16 protein-coding genes are annotated in these 22,692 nt (G+C 44.4%); all 16 read left to right on the forward strand.

What is annotated here, in order from left to right; translation table 11 throughout:
• Positions 1–31 precede the first annotated feature (31 nt).
• The gene (locus tag BSAG_RS19370) at positions 32–1,324 is read left to right on the forward strand and encodes a sensor histidine kinase (protein ID WP_008771244.1); all 1,293 of its coding nucleotides are present in this window, start codon (positions 32–34) and stop codon (positions 1,322–1,324) included.
• Between the two features lie 97 nt (positions 1,325–1,421).
• Positions 1,422–3,974, forward strand: a complete 2,553-nt coding sequence (locus BSAG_RS19365; RefSeq protein WP_008771243.1) for a DUF5686 and carboxypeptidase-like regulatory domain-containing protein — start codon at positions 1,422–1,424, stop codon at positions 3,972–3,974.
• 108 nt (positions 3,975–4,082) lie between these two features.
• Positions 4,083–5,372, forward strand: coding sequence for an inositol-3-phosphate synthase (locus tag BSAG_RS19360; protein ID WP_004314280.1), 1,290 nt, complete (start codon positions 4,083–4,085; stop codon positions 5,370–5,372).
• A gap of 161 nt (positions 5,373–5,533) precedes the next feature.
• Complete coding sequence (locus BSAG_RS19355) at positions 5,534–6,013, forward strand: phosphatidylglycerophosphatase A (protein ID WP_004314279.1); 480 nt, start codon at positions 5,534–5,536, stop codon at positions 6,011–6,013.
• A gap of 14 nt (positions 6,014–6,027) precedes the next feature.
• Positions 6,028–6,495 carry a GtrA family protein gene (locus BSAG_RS19350; RefSeq protein WP_004311318.1) on the forward strand — a complete coding sequence of 156 codons (468 nt, stop codon included), beginning with the start codon at positions 6,028–6,030 and terminating at the stop codon, positions 6,493–6,495.
• A gap of 104 nt (positions 6,496–6,599) precedes the next feature.
• Positions 6,600–7,250 carry a CDP-alcohol phosphatidyltransferase family protein gene (locus BSAG_RS19345; RefSeq protein ID WP_004311317.1) on the forward strand — a complete coding sequence of 217 codons (651 nt, stop codon included), beginning with the start codon at positions 6,600–6,602 and terminating at the stop codon, positions 7,248–7,250.
• A gap of 124 nt (positions 7,251–7,374) precedes the next feature.
• The gene (locus BSAG_RS19340; RefSeq protein ID WP_008997347.1) at positions 7,375–8,292 is read left to right on the forward strand and encodes a phosphatase PAP2 family protein; all 918 of its coding nucleotides are present in this window, start codon (positions 7,375–7,377) and stop codon (positions 8,290–8,292) included.
• Positions 8,293–8,400: 108 nt separating this feature from the next.
• Positions 8,401–9,411 (forward strand): lysylphosphatidylglycerol synthase transmembrane domain-containing protein, encoded by a 1,011-nt coding sequence (locus BSAG_RS19335; RefSeq protein WP_004311315.1) that lies wholly within the window; start codon positions 8,401–8,403, stop codon positions 9,409–9,411.
• A 133-nt stretch (positions 9,412–9,544) separates the two neighbouring features.
• Positions 9,545–10,717 (forward strand): iron-containing alcohol dehydrogenase, encoded by a 1,173-nt coding sequence (locus tag BSAG_RS19330; RefSeq protein WP_008771241.1) that lies wholly within the window; start codon positions 9,545–9,547, stop codon positions 10,715–10,717.
• Positions 10,718–10,936: 219 nt separating this feature from the next.
• Positions 10,937–14,074, forward strand: a complete 3,138-nt coding sequence (locus BSAG_RS19325) for a SusC/RagA family TonB-linked outer membrane protein (RefSeq protein WP_008771240.1) — start codon at positions 10,937–10,939, stop codon at positions 14,072–14,074.
• 8 nt (positions 14,075–14,082) lie between these two features.
• Complete coding sequence (locus tag BSAG_RS19320; RefSeq protein WP_004304210.1) at positions 14,083–15,642, forward strand: RagB/SusD family nutrient uptake outer membrane protein; 1,560 nt, start codon at positions 14,083–14,085, stop codon at positions 15,640–15,642.
• A gap of 12 nt (positions 15,643–15,654) precedes the next feature.
• The gene (locus BSAG_RS19315; protein WP_004314272.1) at positions 15,655–16,380 is read left to right on the forward strand and encodes a DUF4843 domain-containing protein; all 726 of its coding nucleotides are present in this window, start codon (positions 15,655–15,657) and stop codon (positions 16,378–16,380) included.
• Positions 16,381–16,389: 9 nt separating this feature from the next.
• Positions 16,390–18,030 carry a PKD-like family lipoprotein gene (locus BSAG_RS19310; RefSeq protein WP_008016860.1) on the forward strand — a complete coding sequence of 547 codons (1,641 nt, stop codon included), beginning with the start codon at positions 16,390–16,392 and terminating at the stop codon, positions 18,028–18,030.
• A gap of 55 nt (positions 18,031–18,085) precedes the next feature.
• Positions 18,086–19,042, forward strand: a complete 957-nt coding sequence (locus BSAG_RS19305) for a fimbrillin family protein (RefSeq protein ID WP_004314313.1) — start codon at positions 18,086–18,088, stop codon at positions 19,040–19,042.
• Positions 19,043–19,084: 42 nt separating this feature from the next.
• Complete coding sequence (locus BSAG_RS19300; RefSeq protein ID WP_008016862.1) at positions 19,085–21,652, forward strand: zinc-dependent metalloprotease; 2,568 nt, start codon at positions 19,085–19,087, stop codon at positions 21,650–21,652.
• 274 nt (positions 21,653–21,926) lie between these two features.
• A complete protein-coding gene (locus tag BSAG_RS19295) occupies positions 21,927–22,661 on the forward strand; it encodes an ATP-binding protein (RefSeq protein WP_008997348.1) in 735 nt (244 codons plus the stop codon).
• The last annotated feature ends 31 nt before the right edge of the window (positions 22,662–22,692 follow it).

Below are 22,692 nucleotides of genomic sequence, written 5' to 3' on the forward strand. Positions count from 1 at the left end.
ATATTAAGATTAACCGTTAACCACAGATAACGTGCGTATAAAAGGATTCTTTTACATACTAGTCTTTCTGCTGCTGGCATTAGGTAGTGTATTGCTGTTCCTTTCCAGTCAACTGAATACAATCTTTTTCTACATAGGGGAGGGGCTGATACTTTTCATCCTCATTTATCTGACCTTTTTCTATCGTAAGATTGTGAAGCCGTTGAATACAATCGGAAGCGGTATGGAACTGTTGCGTGAGCAAGATTTCAGTAGCCGTCTTAGTCCCGTAGGCCAATATGAGGCCGATCGTGTGGTGAATATCTTCAACCGCATGATGGAACAACTCAAGAATGAACGTCTCCGCCTGCGTGAACAGAATAATTTTCTTGATTTGCTGATTAAAGCTTCTCCGATGGGAGTGATTATAACTTCCCTTGATGAAGACCTTTCGGAATTGAATCCGATGGCTCTGAAAATGCTGGGTGTTCGTTTGGAAGACGTACAAGGCAAGAAGATGAAAGAGATTGATTCTCCGTTAGCGGTGGAATTAGCCAACCTCCCGAAAGGAGAGAAGGTAACCGTCCGTCTGAACGACTCGAATATCTACCGGTGTACTCATTCTTCTTTCATTGATCGTGGATTTCAGCATCCCTTCTACTTGGTAGAAACCCTCACCGACGAAGTGATGAAAGCGGAAAAGAAAGCATACGAGAAAGTGATTCGCATGATTGCCCACGAAGTGAACAACACGACTGCCGGCATTACTTCCACACTGGATACGGTAGAACAAGCCCTTTCCAGCGAAGAAGGAATGGAAGACATCTGCGACGTGATGCGTGTATGTACCGACCGTTGTTTCTCGATGAGTCGTTTCATCACCCGTTTTGCCGATGTGGTGAAAATCCCCGAACCGACACTTTCTTCTGTCAATCTGAATGATTTGGTTTTCACCTGCAAGCGGTTTATGGAAGGAATGTGTAATGACCGTCGCATCACACTCCGCATGGAAATAGACGAAAGTCTGAAAGATGTGATGCTGGATGCCGCTTTGTTTGAGCAAGTACTCGTAAACATCATCAAAAATGCAGCGGAAAGCATTGAAACCGATGGGGAAATAATAGTCCGCACCCTCGCTCCGGCCACTGTTGAAGTGATAGATAACGGTCAGGGAATCAGCAAGGAAACAGAAGCTAAACTGTTCAGTCCTTTCTTCTCTACCAAACCGAACGGTCAGGGAATCGGACTTATCTTTATTCGCGAAGTACTGATGCGTCATGGGTGTACATTCTCTTTGCGAACCTACGCTGACGGACTGACCCGATTCCGTATTACTTTCCCCTAATTGTGTCAAATAAGAACATTTCTTCCGTCAAATAGACCTTTTTTTGTCTTGAAATCACTCCTACCTTTGCCCCGCTCAATTCAATAGGATTTAAGGTATGAGATTAATGAAAAAAGGCACATTGACGCTCTTTCTTTTATTGGCTATCAGTATTCCGCTTTGTGCGCAGTATGTGGTACAAGGGGTGGTGACTGATTCTCTGACCAAAGAGCCTTTGCCTTATGCATCTGTACGCTTAAAAGACACGACAGAAGGAACTACTACCGGAAGCGACGGACGCTTTTACTTCAAAACCCATCGCTCGGAAGCAGTGCTTGTAATCTCTGTAATCGGATATAATGACTATGTCCGCACCATTCGCCCTGCCCGTAATGCATCCTATAAAGTAGCACTTGCGCCTACCGAATACGCGCTTGGTGAAGTGGTAGTCAAACCCAAACGTGAACACTACCGGAAGAAAGATAATCCCGCCGTAGAATTTGTCCGCCGTATGATTGAAAGCCGTGACAACTACTCTCCCTACGAGAAAGACTTCTGGCAACGCGAACGTTATGAAAAGACCACCTTTGCGTTGAATAACTTCGATGAAGAGAAACAGAAAAAATGGCTATATCGTAAATTTGATTTCCTGACAGAATATGTAGATACTTCTGCCGTTACCGGTAAACCGATTCTGACGGTATCAGCCCGTGAACTGCTTGCCACAGACTATTACCGGAAATCTCCCCGTTCCGAGAAGCAATGGGTGAAAGGGCGCAAACAGGCCGGTGTCGATGAGTTTCTCTCTAAACAAGGGATGCAGGCAGCCATCAATGAAGTCTTTAAAGACGTCGATATCTATGAAAACAACATTTCCCTGTTTACGAATAAGTTTGTCAGTCCCTTGTCCCGTATCGGTACAGGCTTTTATAAATATTACCTGATGGACACGTTGCAGATTGCCGGAGAGCCTTGTGCAGACCTCGCTTTCACACCTTTTAATTCCGAGTCTTTCGGTTTCAACGGACACCTGTATGTGACGCTCGACTCTACCTACTTTGTTAAACGTGCCGTATTCAACTTTCCCAAAAAGATAAATCTGAACTTTGTAGACTATATGTTGCTCGAACAGGAATTTAAGCGCGCTGAAGACGGCACACGCCTGCTCGATCATGAAAGTATCACTGTTGAGTTTAAACTGACCGAAGGACAGGACGGTATTTTTGCCCGCCGGGTAGCGGATTACAGCAACTACACCTTTACGCCGACTGCCGAAGCCGACAAAGCCTTTACCAAACCCGAACGTATTATTGAAGAGACGGAAGCCCTGTCGCGTCCCGCAACATTCTGGGCGGAGAATCGTCCGCAAGCCGCTATCTCCCAGCAGGAAAACTCGGTAGACCGCCTGATGACACAATTACGCAGTTATCCGGTATATTACTGGACGGAGAAAGTACTCTCCATTCTCTTTACGGGATATATTCCTACCTCCAAAGAAGCGCCGCTTTTCTATATCGGCCCGATGAATGCCACTATCAGCGGTAACACATTGGAAGGTCCCCGTATTCGTGCCGGAGGTATGACTACCGCCTGGCTCAATCCGCACCTGTTTGGCAAAGGATATGTGGCTTACGGGTTTAAAGATGAAAGAGTGAAAGGATTAGCAGAACTGGAATATTCTTTCAAAAAGAAGAAAGAATACGCCAACGAATTTCCCATCCATTCACTGAAATTGCGTTACGAATCAGATGTGAACCAGTATGGACAAAATTACCTGTATACAAGCAAAGACAATGTGTTCCTGGCCTTGAAACGTGAGAAGGACGACCGTATCGGCTATTTCCGGCAGGCGGAGATGACCTATACCAATGAGTTTTATTCCGGCTTTTCTTTCCAGTTGACAGCGCGTACACGGCAAGATGAGTCCTCCTACCTGATTCCTTTTTTAAAGAAAGAAGGAGATACCTACACCCCGGTAAAAGATTTCTCTGTCAGTGCAGCAGAGTTGAAACTGCGTTATGCTCCGAACGAGAAATTCTTCCAGACCCAATGGAACCGTTTTCCCGTATCGTTGGATGCACCGGTGTTTACCTTGTCTCATACCATTGCCGGAAAAGGAGTGTTGGGCAGCGATTACACCTACAATCATACCGAAGCCGGTATTCAGAAACGCTTCTGGTTTTCCGCGTTCGGCTATACGGACGTTATACTAAAAGCAGGTAAAGTGTGGGATAAAGTACCTTTCCCGCTGCTTATCATGCCTAATGCCAACCTTTCTTATACCATCCAACCGGAATCTTACTCGTTGATGAATGCGATGGAGTTTATGAACGATGAGTATTTCTCGTGGGATGTTACTTATTTCCTCAACGGATGGCTGTTCAACCGGGTACCGTTGTTGAAAAAACTTAAATGGAGAGAAATAGTTTCCTGTCGTGGATTATATGGACATTTGAGCGATAAAAACAATCCGGCTTTGAGCGACGGTTTGTTCGCTTTTCCGATAGAGAACACACAAACAATGGGAAAAACACCTTATGTGGAGGCGGGTGTCGGTATTGAAAACATTTTCAAGGTGTTACGTTTGGACTATATCTGGAGGCTCACTTATCGTGATTCGCCCGGGATTGACAGATCAGGCTTGAGAATAAGTCTCCACATGACCTTTTAAAAGTTAAATCCTGCTAATTGCAATGTTTATATGACAAATAAAGACTGTATTAGTAATTAATTAATCTTATTTTTGCATCAATTTTAGTTTAATTTTAATAGAATAGAAATGAAACAAGAAATTAAACCCGCTACCGGGCGTCTTGGTGTACTGGTAGTCGGAGTGGGTGGTGCGGTAGCTACCACGATGATTGTAGGTACACTAGCCTCTCGCAAGGGACTGGCAAAACCGATAGGATCTATTACACAGTTAGCCACAATGCGCATGGAGAACAACGAAGAAAAACTCATCAAGGACGTTGTGCCCTTGACGAATTTGGAAGACATTGTTTTCGGAGGATGGGATATTTTCCCGGACAACGCATACGAAGCTGCTATGTACGCCGAGGTTTTGAAAGAAAAAGACCTGAATGGAGTAAAAGAAGAGTTGGAAGCTATCAAACCGATGCCGGCTGCTTTCGATCACAACTGGGCAAAACGTCTGAACGGTACACACGTGAAGAAGGCTGCTACCCGTTGGGAAATGGTAGAACAACTTCGTCAGGATATCCGCGACTTCAAAGCTGCTAACAACTGCGAACGCGTAGTGGTGCTTTGGGCTGCAAGTACTGAAATTTACATTCCGCTGTCTGACGAACACATGTCACTCGCTGCTTTAGAGAAAGCAATGAAGGAAAACAATACAGACGTGATTTCTCCGAGTATGTGTTACGCGTATGCTGCTATTGCAGAAGGTGCTCCGTTCGTAATGGGGGCTCCTAACTTGTGTGTGGATACTCCTGCTATGTGGGAATTCTCTAAACAAAAGAATGTACCTATCTCCGGTAAAGACTTCAAGAGTGGTCAGACACTGATGAAAACCGTATTGGCTCCGATGTTCAAAACCCGTATGCTGGGTGTGAACGGTTGGTTCTCTACCAATATCCTCGGTAACCGCGACGGTGAAGTGCTCGATGATCCGGACAACTTCAAGACAAAAGAAGTCAGCAAGCTGTCTGTAATCGACACTATCTTCGAACCAGAAAAATATCCTGATCTCTACGGAGATGTTTATCATAAAGTACGTATCAACTACTATCCTCCCCGCAAAGACAACAAAGAAGCATGGGACAACATCGACATCTTCGGATGGATGGGCTACCCGATGGAAATCAAGGTGAACTTCCTTTGCCGCGACTCTATCCTTGCAGCTCCTATCGCTCTTGACCTTGTGTTGTTCAGCGACTTGGCAATGCGTGCAGGCATGTGTGGCATCCAGACTTGGTTGTCATTCTTCTGCAAGAGTCCGATGCACGATTTCGAACATCAGCCCGAACACGACTTGTTTACACAATGGAGAATGGTAAAACAGACATTGCGTAACATGATTGGTGAAAAAGAACCTGATTACTTAGCTTAATCAGTAACCCCAAATAATAAGTTGAGATTGAGATTTACCATCCTATAAAGACTGGTGGATGCTCAACCTCAACTTTTACTTTTTTATTGTACAAATTCCCCATTCGTTGGGGGACTCGTGACACAACCGACTCGTAGTTTGTAATTAGTAATTAGTAATAAATGAAGCGTCCTCCCTTTCTACCTGTTTTTATAGGCACGGGCTTTGGCTCCGGTTTTTCTCCTTTTGCTCCCGGCACGGCTGGGGCGTTACTGGCTTCTATCATTTGGATTGCACTTTATTTTCTCCTTCCTTTCTCTTGGGTATTATGGCTGACTGCCGCTTTGGTGATTGTATTTATATTCGCCGGCATTTGGGCTGCCGATAAGCTGGAGACTTATTGGGGAGAAGATCCTTCGCGTGTGGTAGTAGATGAGATGGTGGGAGTGTGGATACCGTTGTTGGCTGTTCCCAATGATGACAAATGGTTTTGGTACGTGATTGCGGCTTTTGCCCTGTTCCGTATCTTTGATATAGCCAAACCGTTGGGCATACGTCGTATGGAAAGCCTGAAAGGTGGAGTAGGGGTCATGATGGACGATGTTTTGGCGGGAGTGTATAGTTTTATATTGTTAGTGGGAGCGAGATGGGTGATTGGCTGAAAAAAGTTGCACGGATGATTTCCCAGAAAGGCGGCATCTTCATGTTTTTGAGGGCGCAGCTTTCTGCTCAAATGGCAACTATTGCAGACTTTCTCGTTACGATTCTTCTGGTCAGGCTGTTTGATGTCTACTATGTATATGCCACCCTGGCGGGGGCTATCTATGGAGGAATCGTTAATTGCGTTATCAACTATAAATGGACTTTTAAATCGAAAGGAAAGAAAACACACGTTGCTGTAAAATTTATCCTTGTATGGGTTTGCAGCGTTTGGCTCAATACGTGGGGAACGTATGCACTGACGGAATCATTGGCGAAGATTCCCTGGGTACGCAACACACTTAGCCTGTATTTCGGAGATTTCTTCATTATCCCTAAAGTGGTAGTGGCAATCATCGTGGCACTGTTTTGGAATTATAATATGCAGCGCTTTTTTGTTTACCGGAATATAGATATCAGAAGTTTATTCGGAAAAAGAAACTGAAAAAACGGATTGAAAAGACTGATGAGAAAACGAAAGAATTAGATATATACAGATTGAGAAAACAGAAGATTTAGATAAAAATAGCTATAAACAGATTTAAACAGATGAATTACAGAGATTATTTACAACAGTTGATTTATAAGATTATCAATCCCCTGATACGCGGAATGATTAAAATAGGAATCACTCCTAACTTTATCACCACTACCGGATTTATCCTGAATGTAGTAGCGGCAGGTATGTTTGTATATGCCGGCATATATGGCGGACAGAACGATTTAGCCATTATCGGCTGGGCAGGAGGTGTGATTTTGTTTGCCGGACTGTTCGATATGATGGACGGACGTGTAGCTCGCCTAGGCAACATGAGTTCCAAGTTCGGTGCGCTTTACGATTCAGTACTCGACCGTTACAGTGAATTGATGACTTTCTTTGGTATCTGTTACTATTTATCAATGAAAGATTATTTCCTTTATGCACTCATTGCATTTGTGGCACTAATCGGTTCACTGATGGTAAGCTACGTGCGTGCCCGTGCCGAAGGCTTAGGAATTGAATGTAAAGTCGGATTCATGCAACGTCCGGAACGCGTAGTGCTGACCAGTCTCGGAGCTTTGTTCTGTGGCGTTTTCAAAGATATCACCGCTTTCGAACCAATCCTGATTATGATTGTTCCTCTGGCTTTTGTTGCCCTGTTTGCCAATATCACGGCATTTGCTCGTGTGAGACATTGCTACAAAGCGATGAAAGAATGAATTAATTTACTATTGGACGATTTACTATTTACATCGTACATCCTAAATAAGTACATCGTAAATAGTCCAATAGTAAATAGTCTAGTTGTCTAATCAAAACATTATAATGATAAAGAATATTCAAATGCCGTCGAAGAGAGAAGCCCTGACTGTGACAGTCATTATGGCTCTTTTCCTTTTGCTGACAAGTATCTTCATCGGGCTTCGTTCCGAGCACCTGTTAATGGCGGTACTCTATTTAGTTTTATTTTTTGCCGGATTACCTACTCGTAAGTTGGCTGTGGCCCTGTTACCTTTCGCCATTTTTGGAATCTCGTATGACTGGATGCGTATTTGCCCCAACTACGAAGTGAACCCGATTGATGTGGCCGGACTGTATAATCTCGAAAAGTCTCTTTTCGGAGTAATGGATAATGGTCTTCTGGTTACTCCTTGCGAATACTTCGCTGCACACAACTGGCCGATAGCGGACGTTTTTGCCGGAATCTTCTACCTTTGTTGGGTTCCCGTTCCCATCCTGTTCGGTCTTTGCCTGTATTTCAAGAAGGAAAGAAAAACCTACCTTCGCTTTGCGTTAGTATTCTTGTTTGTCAATTTGATTGGTTTTGCCGGTTATTATATTCATCCGGCCGCTCCGCCTTGGTATGCCATCAACTACGGTTTCGAACCGGTATTAAACACACCGGGTAATGTTGCAGGATTGGGACGCTTTGATGCATTCTTCGGAGTAACCATCTTTGATTCTATCTACGGGCGTAATGCTAATGTTTTCGCGGCAGTGCCTTCACTGCACGCGGCCTATATGGTAGTTGCATTGGTGTATGCCATTATTGGTAAATGCAGGTGGTATGTGGTTACTCTTTTCTCTATTATCATGGTCGGCATTTGGGGAACAGCTATTTATTCATGCCATCATTATATCATTGATGTATTACTTGGCATCTCTTGCGCGTTAATCGGTTGGCTGGTATTCGAATACATATTGATGAGAATCCCGGCGTTCAAAAGATTCTTCGAAAGATATTATACGTATATAAAGTAAGATTATATGTGAATAAAGTGAGATATATACCCATACAAAAAGCAAGTATATACTCATATAAAAGCAGATATATACCCATATAAAAAATAGATATAAGTCTCACAAATAGTGAAGAACAAGTACCGTAATATATTTCTCGCTTTTGGTATCATTGCCGTTCTGATAATGATATTCACTTTTGATATGGATTATCAGGAGCTTTGGCTGAATTTGAAGCGTGCAGGGGTATATTTACCTTTGGTTTTGTTGCTATGGCTGTTTGTCTACCTTATTAATACAGTATCGTGGTACATCATCATCCGTAGTGGTGGTAAGACGGGGTTTTCATTTGTCCGGCTCTACAAATTCACAGTAACAGGTTTTGCGCTTAATTACGTGACTCCTGTTGGGCTGATGGGAGGCGAACCATATCGCATTATGGAGCTGAAACCCTATATAGGAATAGAACGCGCCACCTCTTCCGTGATTCTTTATGTGATGATGCATATCTTTTCCCACTTTTGCTTTTGGTTAAGTTCAGTGTTGCTTTACGTTTGTCTCTATCCGGTGGGGTGGATGATGGGGATAATCCTAGGAGCTATTACTGTCTTTTGCCTGCTGATTGTTATTCTTTTTATGAAAGGCTATCGGCAGGGGATGGCTGTGGCTTTCGTCCGTATGGGTGGTCGTATTCCTTTTCTGAAAAAGAAAGTATTTCATTTTGCAAACGCGCATAAAGAGAAGTTGGAGAATATAGACAAACAAATTGCCCTTCTCCACCAACAAAAGAAACAAACCTTTTATAGCGCCCTCATACTGGAATATACCGCCCGTGTAGTCAGTTGTCTTGAAATATGGCTGATACTGAACGTGCTGACCACCCATGTCAGCTTTGCCGACTGCTGCCTGATTGCGGCTTTCTCTTCTTTACTTGCTAATCTGCTGTTTTTCCTGCCTATGCAATTGGGAGGTCGTGAAGGTGGCTTTGCCCTCGCCGTAGGCGGCCTTTCCCTTTCCGGAGCTTACGGAGTCTATGCCGCTTTGATTACCCGTGTACGCGAAATGGTCTGGATTGTAATCGGACTTGTACTAATGAAAGTAGGAAATTTTAAACAATCAAAAGAAAGATATTCTGCTTAAATTTATAACTTTGTCTGATCTATAAAGACTCTTATGAAGGGCTCTATAAAAGAACTTATAGAAAAACTTGTCAAAGGAGTTCTATTTGGATCTATAGAAAAGACTGACGAAAAGACCTATAAAGAAAACGACAATGAATAATTTTATCTTTTACAGCCCTACTGAATTCGTGTTCGGTCGGGATACGGAAGCGCAGACCGGAGTGTTAGTACAGAAATACGGTGCACGCAAAATAATGATTGTTTATGGTGGCGGTTCCGTGATACGTAGCGGCTTGTTGGCCCGTGTTGAGAAATCATTGCAGGAAGTAGGTATTCCCTATTGCATGCTGGGTGGTGTACAGCCTAACCCGATAGACACGAAAGTGTATGAAGGAATCGATCTCTGCCGGAAAGAAAACGTAGACATGATGCTCGCCGTTGGTGGTGGCTCTGTGATTGATACGGCGAAAGCCATTGCAGCCGGAGTTCCTTACAACGGAGATTTCTGGGATTTCTACATCGGAAAAGCCATTGTGACGAAAGCATTGAAAGTAGCCGTTGTGTTAACGATTCCTGCTGCCGGAAGCGAAGGTTCCGGTAACACCGTCATCACGAAAGTCGATGGCTTACAGAAATTAAGCCTCCGTGCTCCCGGTGTACTACGTCCTGTTTTTGCCGTGATGAACCCCGAGCTGACCTACACACTTCCTCCTTTCCAAACCGCCTGCGGCATTGCCGATATGATGGCACACATCATGGAACGCTATTTCACCAATACAAAAGAAGTGGAAATAGGCGACCGCTTGTGCGAAGGTACACTGCTTACCATCATCAAAGAGGCAACTACCGTCATGAAAGACCCCGAAAACTACGGAGCCCGTGCCAATCTGATGTGGTGCGGAACGATCGCCCACAATGGAACCTGTGGTGTAGGTTGTGAAGAGGACTGGGCTTCCCACTTCCTCGAACATGAAATCAGCGCCATCTATAACGTGACTCATGGTGCCGGACTCTCCGTAATCTTCCCTGCCTGGATGACATGGATGACAGAACACAATGTGGATAAGATAGCCCAATACGCCATCCGAGCGTGGGGAGTGGCAGAATCAGACGATAAAAAGGCGGTAGCCCTTGAAGGAATTTCCCGTCTGAAATCCTTCTTTACTTCCATCGGCCTGCCTGTGACCTTCAAAGAACTTGGCATTGAGAATCCCGACATCGACCGCCTTGCAGATAGTCTGCACCGGAATAAAGGTGAATTGGTAGGCAACTATGTCAAATTAGCGAAACAGGACAGCAAAGAGATATACCGTCTGGCATTATAAAAAAACAGATATAACCGACAGCTGCATCATTTGCTTTTTGATAGAGGATAAATGATGCAGTTATTCTTTTTGCTATTGATTAATACCTAAACAGAAGCAAAAAGATTTTGCTTTAATTATATTTTGGTATAATAGTTGTGTAAAATACCTAAAATTCGTGATTGTTCCGTCTATCATATAAGAATACTTTTGCGGGTGTAATAACTATATATATCCGTTATGCAAAAGCTAAATTCCGGGGCTTTGAATAGAATCTTACTATTTGTATACATTTTATCACTATCTACGAATGCAATAGCCCAAAACAAAAAGAATTTAAAAGAAACATATAATCTTCCTCCACAGGGCAATTATGTCTATGGCCGGGTGATTGAGAAACTTTCCAATGAGCCGATGGTAGGAGTGACGATTCGTTTGGATGGTCATTCTACTGGTGTAATTACCGATATAAACGGTTGCTATGTATTGACTCTGCCCGAAAAAGGCGGTCTGGTTATCTATTCCTACATCGGTTTCGAAACCCGTAAAATCAAAGTCACTTCCCGGCAGAAAGTCGATGTGCAGATGGTAGAAGCTACCGAAAGTATTCAGGAAGTGATTGTAACCGGCTATAACTCCATACAGAAAGAAAGTTTCACAGGAAATACCACAAAGATAGAGAAAGAAGACCTGTTAAAAGTCAACCCGAACAACCTGATTTCGGCCATTCAGACTTTCGATCCCTCTTTCAGAATACAGGAGAATCTGGCTGCAGGTTCCGATCCCAACAGCCTGCCTCAATTCGTCTTGCGTGGTCAGACCGGTATCGGAGAAACGACACTTGGGCAGACCTCCACCTCCTCCATTTCGCGGGAAGTGCTAAGCGGTAATTCCAACCTGCCTATCTTCATACTGGACGGCTTTGAAGTCGATGTAGAAAAGATATACGACCTCGATATGAATAGCATCCACAGCATCAATATCCTGAAAGATGCTGCCGCCACTGCCATGTACGGTTCACGTGCGGCCAACGGAGTAATTGTCATTGAACGGCGTGCGCCTGAAGCCGGAAAGTTCCGTGTACAGTATTCCGGAGTACTTTCTGCCGAACTGCCGGATTTATCCTCCTACAATCTGGTGAACGCCCGTGAGAAGCTGGAAACCGAACGCCTGGCAGGACTATATGACAGCAACACCCCGGAAATAGACCCCTATACCAACGGTTACTACCAACGACTCAATAATGTACTGACAGGTGTCGATACCTATTGGCTTTCTCAAGGACTACGCACGGCTCTGAACCATAAGCACTCCGTTTTCATAGACGGTGGAGAAAACGACGTGCGCTGGGGAGTGGAACTGGGATTCAGAGGAACGGAAGGAGTGATGAAACACTCTTCCCGTAAGAATGCCAATGCCGCTTTTTATGTAGACTACCGCATTGGCGGACTACAAATAAAGAACAAAGTGACCTACACTTATAACAAAAGTACAGATGTCCCCTTCAATTCATTCAGCGATTACTCCCATTTACTTCCTTATATGCGTCTGTATGATGAAAATGGCGATTATGTGCGCCGTCTCGAAAAGTTCGACGGGGCTAGCGGCACACAAGTAAATCCACTGTACGAAATCAACTTCTACAACAGCTTCGACCATTCCGGTTATGATGAAGTAACCGATGATCTTAGTCTGAATTGGCGTATCACCGACGGTCTGCGTCTGCGCGGTCAGTTTTCCGTCCTGATGAGAAATTCTACCGGTGATCTGTACAAAGATCCCGCATCGGCCAGTTATTCAGCCAGTACAGGCAACATCAATGGTGAAAAAACAGAATCCACACAAAAGAGAACAGTGATAGACGGAAGCCTGTCACTCATGTACAACAATACCTTCAAGGGACACAATCTCAATATCTGCTTGTCCTCCAACATGAGACAAACGCAGAGCACTGCTTCCGAAACACGTTACCGGGGATTTCCGGGTGGCGACCTTGTCTCTTCAAACTATGCGGCAGAAGTATACGGAAAGCCCAGCAGCTCCGATAATACCACCCGCTTGGTAGGAGCCTTGCTCACTTCCAACTACACCTACAACAATATCTATCTCGCCGACCTTACAGGACGTATCGACGGTTCTTCCGAATTCGGTTCCGATAAAAGATGGTCCATGTTCTGGTCAACAGGAGCAGGAATCAACATTCATAATTATGATTTTATGAAGTCGAATGAACTCTTTTCCATGTTGAAGTTCCGTGTCTCCTACGGACTGACCGGAAAGACCAACTTCTCCCTCTATTCGGCCAAAGATATGTATCAGCTGCAAACAGACAGCTGGTATCCCACAGGCTACGGTGTATTCCTCTATCAGATGGGAAATCCGAACCTGAAATGGGAACGTAAATACACCCTCGACTATGGAGTTGAAATCGGACTGTGGCACGATAAAATCTATCTGAAAGCCTCTGCCTACGACGAGCGTACCATCGACCTGATAACCGATTATACCATCCCTTCCTCTACCGGATTCACCTCCTACAAAGAAAACATGGGAAAGGTGAAAAACACCGGCGTCGAACTGGAACTGCGGGCACGACTTTACAGTGACAGAAACTGGCTCTTCCAGCTCTACGGCAGCTTTGCAAGAAACAAAAACACGATTATTGAAATCTCCCAGGCAATGCGCGACTATAATAAAAGAGTGGAAGAACTGTTCAGCGGATATAACCCCGAAAGCAGCTCCGATTCAAAATATGCTAAAACATACCTGAAATATTACGAAGGAGCCTCTCTGACCTCTATTTACGGGATGAAGTCATTGGGAATCAGCCCCACAAACGGCAAAGAAATCTACCTTCGCCGGAATGGTGACGTTACCGATGTATGGTCTGCCGACGAATGGACCATTATTGGCGATACAGCTCCCAAGGGACAAGGCTCATTCGGTTATACCCTGTCCTATAAACAGTTATCCATGTTTGCTTCTTTCCTCTATACTTTTGGTGGAGATGCTTACAACAATACCCTCGTCTCCTATGTAGAGAATGCCGACATTAAAAATGACAATGTAGATAAGCGGGTATTGCTCGACCGTTGGCAGAAACCGGGAGACATAACCACCATGAAAGATATTCGTGACCGTAATGTCACCACCGGCGCATCTTCGCGTTTTGTACAGAAAAACAATACCCTGCAATGGAGTTCATTGACAATGAGCTACAATTTCCGTCCCGAACAATTAAAGAAACTCCATCTGTCCGGCCTGCGTCTTTCGTTCACGATGAACGACCTGTTCTATTGGTCTACCATCCGTCAGGAACGGGGACTGGATTATCCTTATTCGCGTTCATTCAATCTGACTACTAACATCATATTCTAACCATACAAATGAAGAAACTAATCAGCCATATACTAATAGCCCTGACAGGAATGTTAGCCGTTTCCTGCAATGCCTGGCTGGACGTAACACCAGAAAATGCGATAGCCGACGACGATCTGTTTTCCACCGGTTTCGGCTACCGGAATGCCCTGAATGGTATCTACACCAATCTGGCGTCCGACGAACTTTACGGTAAGCAACTAAGCTGGGGATTCCTTAGTGCCATCTCCCAGCAATACAATCAAAAGGCGGGAACCATCTCTCCGATGTATGCCGACGCTTCCGAACTTATCTATAACACGGTCGACACCGAACCCGTCGTGACAGCTATCTGGGAAAAAGGCTATAAAGTGATAGCCAACCTGAACAAGCTCATCGAGAACATCCGGCCCACGGACATCTCTTTGTTCGAATACGGAGAAGAAGAGAAAAACCTCATTTACGCCGAAGCCTTGTCATTAAGAGCCATGATGCATTTTGACCTACTTCGCTTGTTTGCTCCTGCAACGGCAACCAATCCTTCGGGCGCCTATCTTCCTTACCGCGATAAATACGAAGCCGCAGTGGTAGAAAAATGTACCGTTACCGATTTTATCGAGAAAGTCCTGAAAGACCTGCTCGAAGCGGAAGACATTCTGCGTAAGTTTGACACCGAATACCATCCCGAAGCGATGTACGCTTCACAAATGTACGAACCTACTCCCGAATGGAATGCCCGCTACCGCTTCAACTCCGGTTCCTATATAGACGATATGGGAGCATTCTTCTGGTATCGTGGCATCCGCTTCAACTATCTGGCATTGCTGGGGTTGAAAGCCCGTGTCTGCATCTATGCCGGTCCTGCCTACTACAAGAATGCCGAGACAGCCGCCAAAGAACTTTACAACACCTATTACCAGCAGAAACGGTGGATAGGCTTTACAGAAGGAGAGAACATTACCTGCAATCTCAATTCCCGATATACAAAAGTCTCCCACGACATATTGTTCGGCTTGTACAAGAAACAGCTGGCTACGGATTATGAACAGGCCGTATGGGGCTCTTCCTCTTCTTCGTCAACCACCCGTTTGCCGTTGGCAAATATCCCTTCCCTGTTTGCTTCGGACAATACGGGCGTATATACCGACTATCGGCTCACCTACCTGATCGGGACTACCAATGAAACCCAGTCGAAGTATTACACACTGAAGTATAACCCTTCCGTAGAATCAGTAGTAGAAGCAATGGAGAATCCGATGATACCAGTGATCCGGTTCAGTGAAATCTGTCATATCCTGGCGGAGATCAGTAGCTATAATGGCAAGATAACCGAAGGAATCAACTACCTCGAAACAGTTCGAAAAGCCCGTGGAGCTGAACGTACCCTTAGTCTGACAGTCAGCACCCGTGAACAACTGGATGCCGAAATACTGCTCGATATACGGAAAGAAATGATAGGCGAAGGTGGAACCTTCTACACCTACAAACGGATGAACCTCTCCACCGTGCCCGATTCCGACGAGGAAGGAGAAATCAACATGACAGGTTCTTATGTACTTCCATTGCCTACCAGTGAAACAACCAACTAATGCCCGGATAAGATGAAACGAATATTGACATATACCATCTTCTGCCTGCTGTTCGTTCTCACCTCTTGCAGTGAAGAGCAGCTGGACGTTTATAATGGAGACAATTACGTCTATTTTACTTACATGAGCGATAAGTCTCCACAGAAAATAACATTCAACTTTGCTACAGATGCACCCTTGCTTCGAGAAGGAACCGTGAAAGTGAAAATGACACTTCTTGGCTACCTGCTCGAAGAAAATGCCACCTGTGATATTTCCGCAGTGGGAGAGAAAAGCACCGCCCGTTCCGGCATCGACTATGCCCCTTTGACCTCCGGCATCTTCCATAGCGGACTGGCGGAAGACACCTACGAAGTCACCGTCTATCGCAATGAAGACCTGCTCAACACAGACTACACCCTTACCCTTTCACTGGATGCAGTGGAAAACTGTCTGGTGGGTCCGGCAGAATACAAACACGTCACGATTCAAGTGACCGACCGGATTTCCCAACCTGTTTGGTGGAACCAGAGTTCGGCAGCCAATCTGGGTACTTATTCGGATATGAAATACCGTGTTTTTATCATTTTCATGGATGGTGAGATACTCGAATCATTGGATAAATACACCGGTATTGAGTTTGTCAACCTGATAGCCGACTTCAAGGCCTGGTGGAAAGACCAGTGGCAGCAAGGCAATTACCAATATTATGATACAGACGGAGTGACACCGCTGTATGAAACCATTCTCGATAACTGATAATAAATTATGAAGCGAAAAACAATACTATTCATTTCAATCCTGCAGCTTCTCGTGATAACCGGCTGTTATGACGATTTGGGAAACTATGACTATACAAACTCTACCAAAGTTTCTTTTGTGAACTCCGCTTCATCGGACTACACGTTTATGGTAGGCGACCTTTTCGAGATGGATGCGCCCATCAACTTCTCAACGGACATCGGGAATGTTGATGAACTTTTCACCGTTCAATGGTATCTGAACCGTGAACTGATCTACACAGGTTATCATCTGAAGTATCAGTTCGAAAAAGGCGGAACGTACGAACTGATACTGAAAGTCATCAATAAGGAAACGAATGAAACATACATCAGCAATAAATATACCTTGACGGGAAAGAACAGTTTCGACTGGGGCTGGATGATTCTCTCCAACAAAGGAGACGGAAAATCTTCTTTATCTTTCATCAATCCCGGCCTCCGGGCTACGCACGATGTAGAAAACATCATCGAAGATGGTCTGGGTACAGACCCGCTCGGGATCTATTACTATTATGTATTAGGCTCTATCTCCGGTTCCTACGTGTCAGGTTTGCCGAAAATCCTGATAAATCAGGGTAGTGGAAGTGTCACGCTAGATGGCAATTCGTTGCAAAAAGACATGTGGCTTGCCCACGAATTTGAAAACCGTAAAGAGCCGGAAGGCTTGAAGATAATGGACTTCGCATTCAAGGAAGAATATTACGTGATTTGCTCCGAACAGGGGGAAGTGTATATCCGTGCCGTAGGCACTGACAATAAAGCGATTCCTTATTACGGGAAGTACGGCGCCATGCCGTATGAGTTTGAGGGAGGTAGCCGTATCACCTGTTTCGCACCGTTCCACAACGTCACTTATTGGTGTGCCGACGAAGAACGTTGTATCTTGTATGATGAGCAAAATGCCCGTTTTATCGGCATTACACATTATCCGCAGTGGGGAGCAGTTTATACTCCTGCCATCGTCTACTTCAAAACATACGATCAGGATTTGGAAGTTCCCTCCGGTGTGTTGCGGGTGAACAATATGGGAGCGGGAACCCGCTGCCTGGCAATAGGGGCTTACGAAAAGAAAGATGTAGCCTCCAACGGTGGGCTGACATTTTGGTCAAACTACGTGTCGCTGATTGACGTGCAGGGAACCGGAAATTATGATTTGCACGAGTTTGCCGTAAAAGACATGGATAATAACTCTCACCTGATAACCGGTACGGATCAATACGGATTCAGCGGCAGCTCCTTATTGACTCCGCAAAGTGTCATTAAGATGTCCTCCAATTTTGAAAAGAACCCTTATTTCTACTTTACCGATGGAGATAAGAATCTCTATATATACAGTATGCAGATGCGCAGCCATATGCTGGCTTACACAGCAGGCAGCCGTATCACCGGCATCAGTGGAAGTCCTGTTGTTTGTGAGTTTTATGGCTATGGGGGAAATAGCACTGATCCGAATTTCCGGCTGGCACTTTCGCAGGAAAATGGGGATATCGCCATCATCGATGTAAACACGAGCCAGATGGTACGTCTCTTCGAAGGTTTTGCTCCCGATTTGGAATTGAAGACTTTTAGCGGGTTTGGCGATGTGAAAGGCATGGTATGGTGCACGAACTATGAAGGAGAATATTAATTGGAAAAAGAAAATAACCTATCAGTAAATAATTAATCATTTAAACGAGAAAAGTATGAAAAATAGACTGTTTTATTTTGCTGCTTGTGTAGCTTTAGTATTGTCTTCAGTAAGTTGCAGCAGTGACGATGGTGAAGAAGAAGATGCAGATATTCCCGTAGTGGGGAAAATTGCTGTTTCCGGTGCTTATAATGTGTATTCCCATGGAAGCCAGGGATGGATTGAAGCGGACAAGATAGGAATATATGTGTTGTCCGATGGCAAACCGCAGGATAACTTGCCGTATGCTCCGTCGGAAGTAGCGGTGGCTACTACTACAGAATTGGATGGTAAAACGTATATAGTATATGATCGTGATAGTCGTGTGACTGAAGATATTACGCTGAATCCTTCTTCCGAACTTGCTGCAGGATTTAAGGGTGGCGATCACACTATTTATGCCTATACGCCCTATAACGCAGCTTCACAAGATTATAAGGCTGTCGCTTTGCCCAACTTAGCTGTGCAGGAGTATTATGAATCAGAGTTTATGCCGCATCGTAATTATAGCTTTGCTTATGCTTCGGCTACTACATCTAGCTATTCTGCTGCAACTGTTTCTTTGGGAGAATTCAAACCATTGTTTTCTCAAATCACTTTACCGGGTGCGGGATGCCCGGATTCTTTTGTCGGTAAGAAATTTACTAAAGTGGTGGTGAGCTGTGACCATCCGATTGCCTACGAAGATGGAGCAACTGTAGATTTGTCGACAGGTAAAATTTCCGGTACTCCGATAAACAGTATTACTTATAATCTTCCTAATGGCGGCTTCGAGATAACTGCCGGGTATTTTGGTGCCAGTTTGGAGACCTGTTATATGATGATTGCCGTACCTTTTGAAACAGGGCTAACTTATACCTATAATTTTACTTTGACAATTGATGGACAGGAATATACTATTTCAGGCAAACCGAATGAAAAGATGTCTAGTATCAACAACTTAAATATGTATGGCATTGCCGGTATCGAATAATTATTATCTTTGTATCTGTATATAAATATTAAAAAAGAAAGCATGAAGAAATTAGTTTCAATTCTGATGATTCTGGCAATGATCGTTCCATTGGCCGGAGCACAATCGACGGACATCTTCAAGAAAAAGAAGAAAAAGAAGAGCAAGACGGAAGCGGTGGATAAAGCCAAGGCTGACTCCATTGCCAAGAGTAAGAAAGATGCTCTGCAACCTTACGCAAAAGTAATCACCGGCAAAGCCAAAACAATGGACGGCTTTTTTAAAGTGCATTACGTAGATGGTAAATATTTCTTCGAAATAGCCGACTCTCTTTTCGGACGTGATATTTTGATTGTGAACAGAGTTGTGAAAGCACCGGTAGACGCGCAGAAACGTAAAGTAGGCTATCCGGGAGATTACATCAGCGACGAAGTGATCCGTTTCGAGAAAGGACGCGGCGACAAACTGTTCGTGCGTGAAATCTCTTATCTCGAACATTCTGCTGATACACTGGGTATGTATCAGGCCGTATTGAACTCCAATGTTCAACCCATTGTGGCCACCTTCCCGCTGAAAACTGTCCGTAAAGAAGGAGAAACTACCAACTATGTGATCGACATGACCGACTATATCCGTAAGGACAACGAAATGTTTTCATTCACCAGCCGGGTGAAAGACAACATCGGAGCGAGCAGCATGGTAGACGACGCCAGTTATATCGACACACTGAAAGCCTTTCCGCAAAACATCGAAATACGTACCGTGCGTACCTTCCAGCGGAAGAAAGGAGGAGGCAGTGGACTTGAGAAACTGCTGGCAGCTTTCTTTGCCACCTCTACCACTCCGTTGACTTACGAACTGAACAGCTCTATGCTATTACTTCCCAAGGAACCGATGAAACCGAGATTGCACGACGACCGGGTAGGTTACTTTGCTGTGAGCTATAAGGATTTTGACGAGAATCCGCAAGGAGTGAAGTATAAAGCGAATATCACCCGCTGGCGTCTCGAACCCAAAGACGAAGACCGCGAGAAATACCTGCGTGGCGAATTGGTGGAACCAAAGAAACCGATTATCATTTATATCGACCCTGTCACTCCGAAGAAATGGGTTCCGTACCTTATTCAGGGAGTGAACGACTGGCAAGCCGCTTTTGAGAAAGCAGGATTCAAAAATGCAATCTTCGGCAAAGAAGCACCGACGGACGATCCTACCTGGAGCTTGGAAGACGCCCGCCATTCGGCTATCGTGTACAAGCCTTCCGATATTCCGAACGCAAGCGGACCTCACGTGCACGACCCTCGCAGCGGTGAAATTCTTGAAACGCATATCAACTGGTATCACAATGTGATGAGCCTGCTTTACAACTGGTACATCGTGCAGGCAGGAGCCATTGATCCGGGAGCACGCAAACCGATGTTCGACGATGAACTGATGGGCGAACTGGTACGTTTTGTATCTTCCCACGAGGTGGGACATACATTAGGACTGCGTCATAACTTCGGTTCTTCCAATACCGTCCCGGTAGAGAAACTTAGAGACAAAATATGGGTGGAAGCCAACGGTCATACACCGTCTATCATGGACTATGCACGCTTCAACTATGTGGCACAGCCGGAAGACAACGTTTCACGTTCGGGAATATTCCCCCGTATCGGTATGTATGATAAATGGGCGATTGAATGGGGCTATCGTTGGATGCCTGAATATGAAACGGCGGAAGCCGAAATACCTCATTTGAATAAGTGGATCATTGAGAAGCTGCGGGAGGACAAACGCTATACGTTCGGAACGGAACTCGACAGAAACGATCCCCGCAACCAGAGTGAAGATTTGGGAGATGATGCCATGCTGGCAAGCTCGTATGGAATCAAAAACCTGAAACGTGTGATGCCTGAAATCATGAACTGGACTTATGAACCGAATGAGGGTTATATGAAAGCTGTCCGTTTGTATCAGAATGTGGTGGGACAATTCGACTTGTACATGGGCCATGTGGCTACCAATGTGGCCGGTATCTACCACAATCCGATTTCTGTGGAACAGACAGACATGAAAGCGGTGGAATATGTTCCGAAGGATATTCAGAAGAAAGCGGTCGACTTCCTGAACAAGGAACTGTTTACCACACCGACCTGGCTGATGGATGATAAACTGTCCGAAAGAACTGGTATCAATACTTTCAATTCGATCTACCGTGTACAGAGCAGTACATTGAAACAACTGCTTAGCAGCCGCACACTTGATAAGATGACGGACAACGAACTGGTCAACGGAGCGAAGGCATACACAGCCAACGATTTGTTCCGTGATTTGAAGAAGAGTATCTGGAGCGATATGCAAGGAGGAAAGAAACCGGATGCTTCCCAACGTAGTTTGCAAAAGACTTATGTCAATGCGTTGATTGGAATGCTTGATAAACCGAAGAACAGTTCCGGTTCGCTCGGAAGTCTGGGTGGTTATTCGCTCGTAGCTTTCGATTTCCCTTCTGAAGCACCGACTATTGCACGCGGACAGTTGACTGATCTTAGAAGAGACCTGACCAATGCGGCAAATGCTTCCAGTGGAATATACAGAAGTCATTATCTGAACTTGAAAGCGTTGATTGATGCTGCATTCGACGTGAAGTAGAAAAATAATTTACGATTAAGTTCATTTACGATTAGACGATTTACGATGTACGATTGGAGTTAGTACATGGTAAGTCGTCTAATTTGTAGATTAGCTGATTGTAAATACGTTCTTTTTGCCCCATATTTACGACAGTATTAGGTGGCTTTGCCCCATTTTTGAAACATGAACGATAGACTTTTGCCCCATATTTGAAACAAAATCAATGGTATTTTGCCCCATCTTTGGAAATTCTTTATAACTTTGTTGCTGAAAATCAATAAATTTGTGGTTTATGTTTAAAAGAGATATCTTATTTCATCTGGAAAGATGGAAAGACGATACGCATAGAAAGCCTTTGATATTGCGTGGAGCAAGGCAAGTCGGTAAAACAACGGTAGTCAACGAATTTGGAAAGCAGTTTGACAATTACCTGTATTTGAATTTGGAGAAACGGGAGGCAGCATCCTTGTTTGAGTTGAATGTATCTCTAAAAGATTTGATGCCTTTATTTTTTGCACATTGTGGAAAGATAAGGAATGAAGGAACTATATTACTTTTTATTGATGAAATTCAAAATTCAGCAAAGGCAGTAGCGTTATTACGCTATTTCTATGAAGAATTACCTGATATTTATGTAATTGCTGCCGGTTCATTATTAGAAAACCTGATAGATGTACGTGTTTCATTTCCGGTGGGAAGGGTGCAATATATGGCATTGCGTCCTTGTTCATTTCGCGAGTTTCTGGGTGCTGTTGGAGAAGAACCTTTATTATCCGTTTTAGATAAGCCTGAAATCACTCTCGCTTTCCATGATCGTTTGATGTTATTGTTTAATATCTATACGTTGATTGGTGGTATGCCGGAAGTTGTACTCAAATATGTAGAAACGGATTCCTTGCTGGAAGTCAGAAGAATACAGTCGGAGATTTTGCAAGGCTATGATCTTGACTTCTCAAAACATGCGCCCAAAGAACAGGTTCCGCGTGTCCGAATGGTATGGAACAGCATTCCTTCCCAATTAATTTAAAGAAAACAAGAAATTCATTTACGGAGCTTTG

The organism is Bacteroides sp. D1 (assembly GCF_000157095.2).
GTDB lineage: Bacteria > Bacteroidota > Bacteroidia > Bacteroidales > Bacteroidaceae > Bacteroides > Bacteroides xylanisolvens.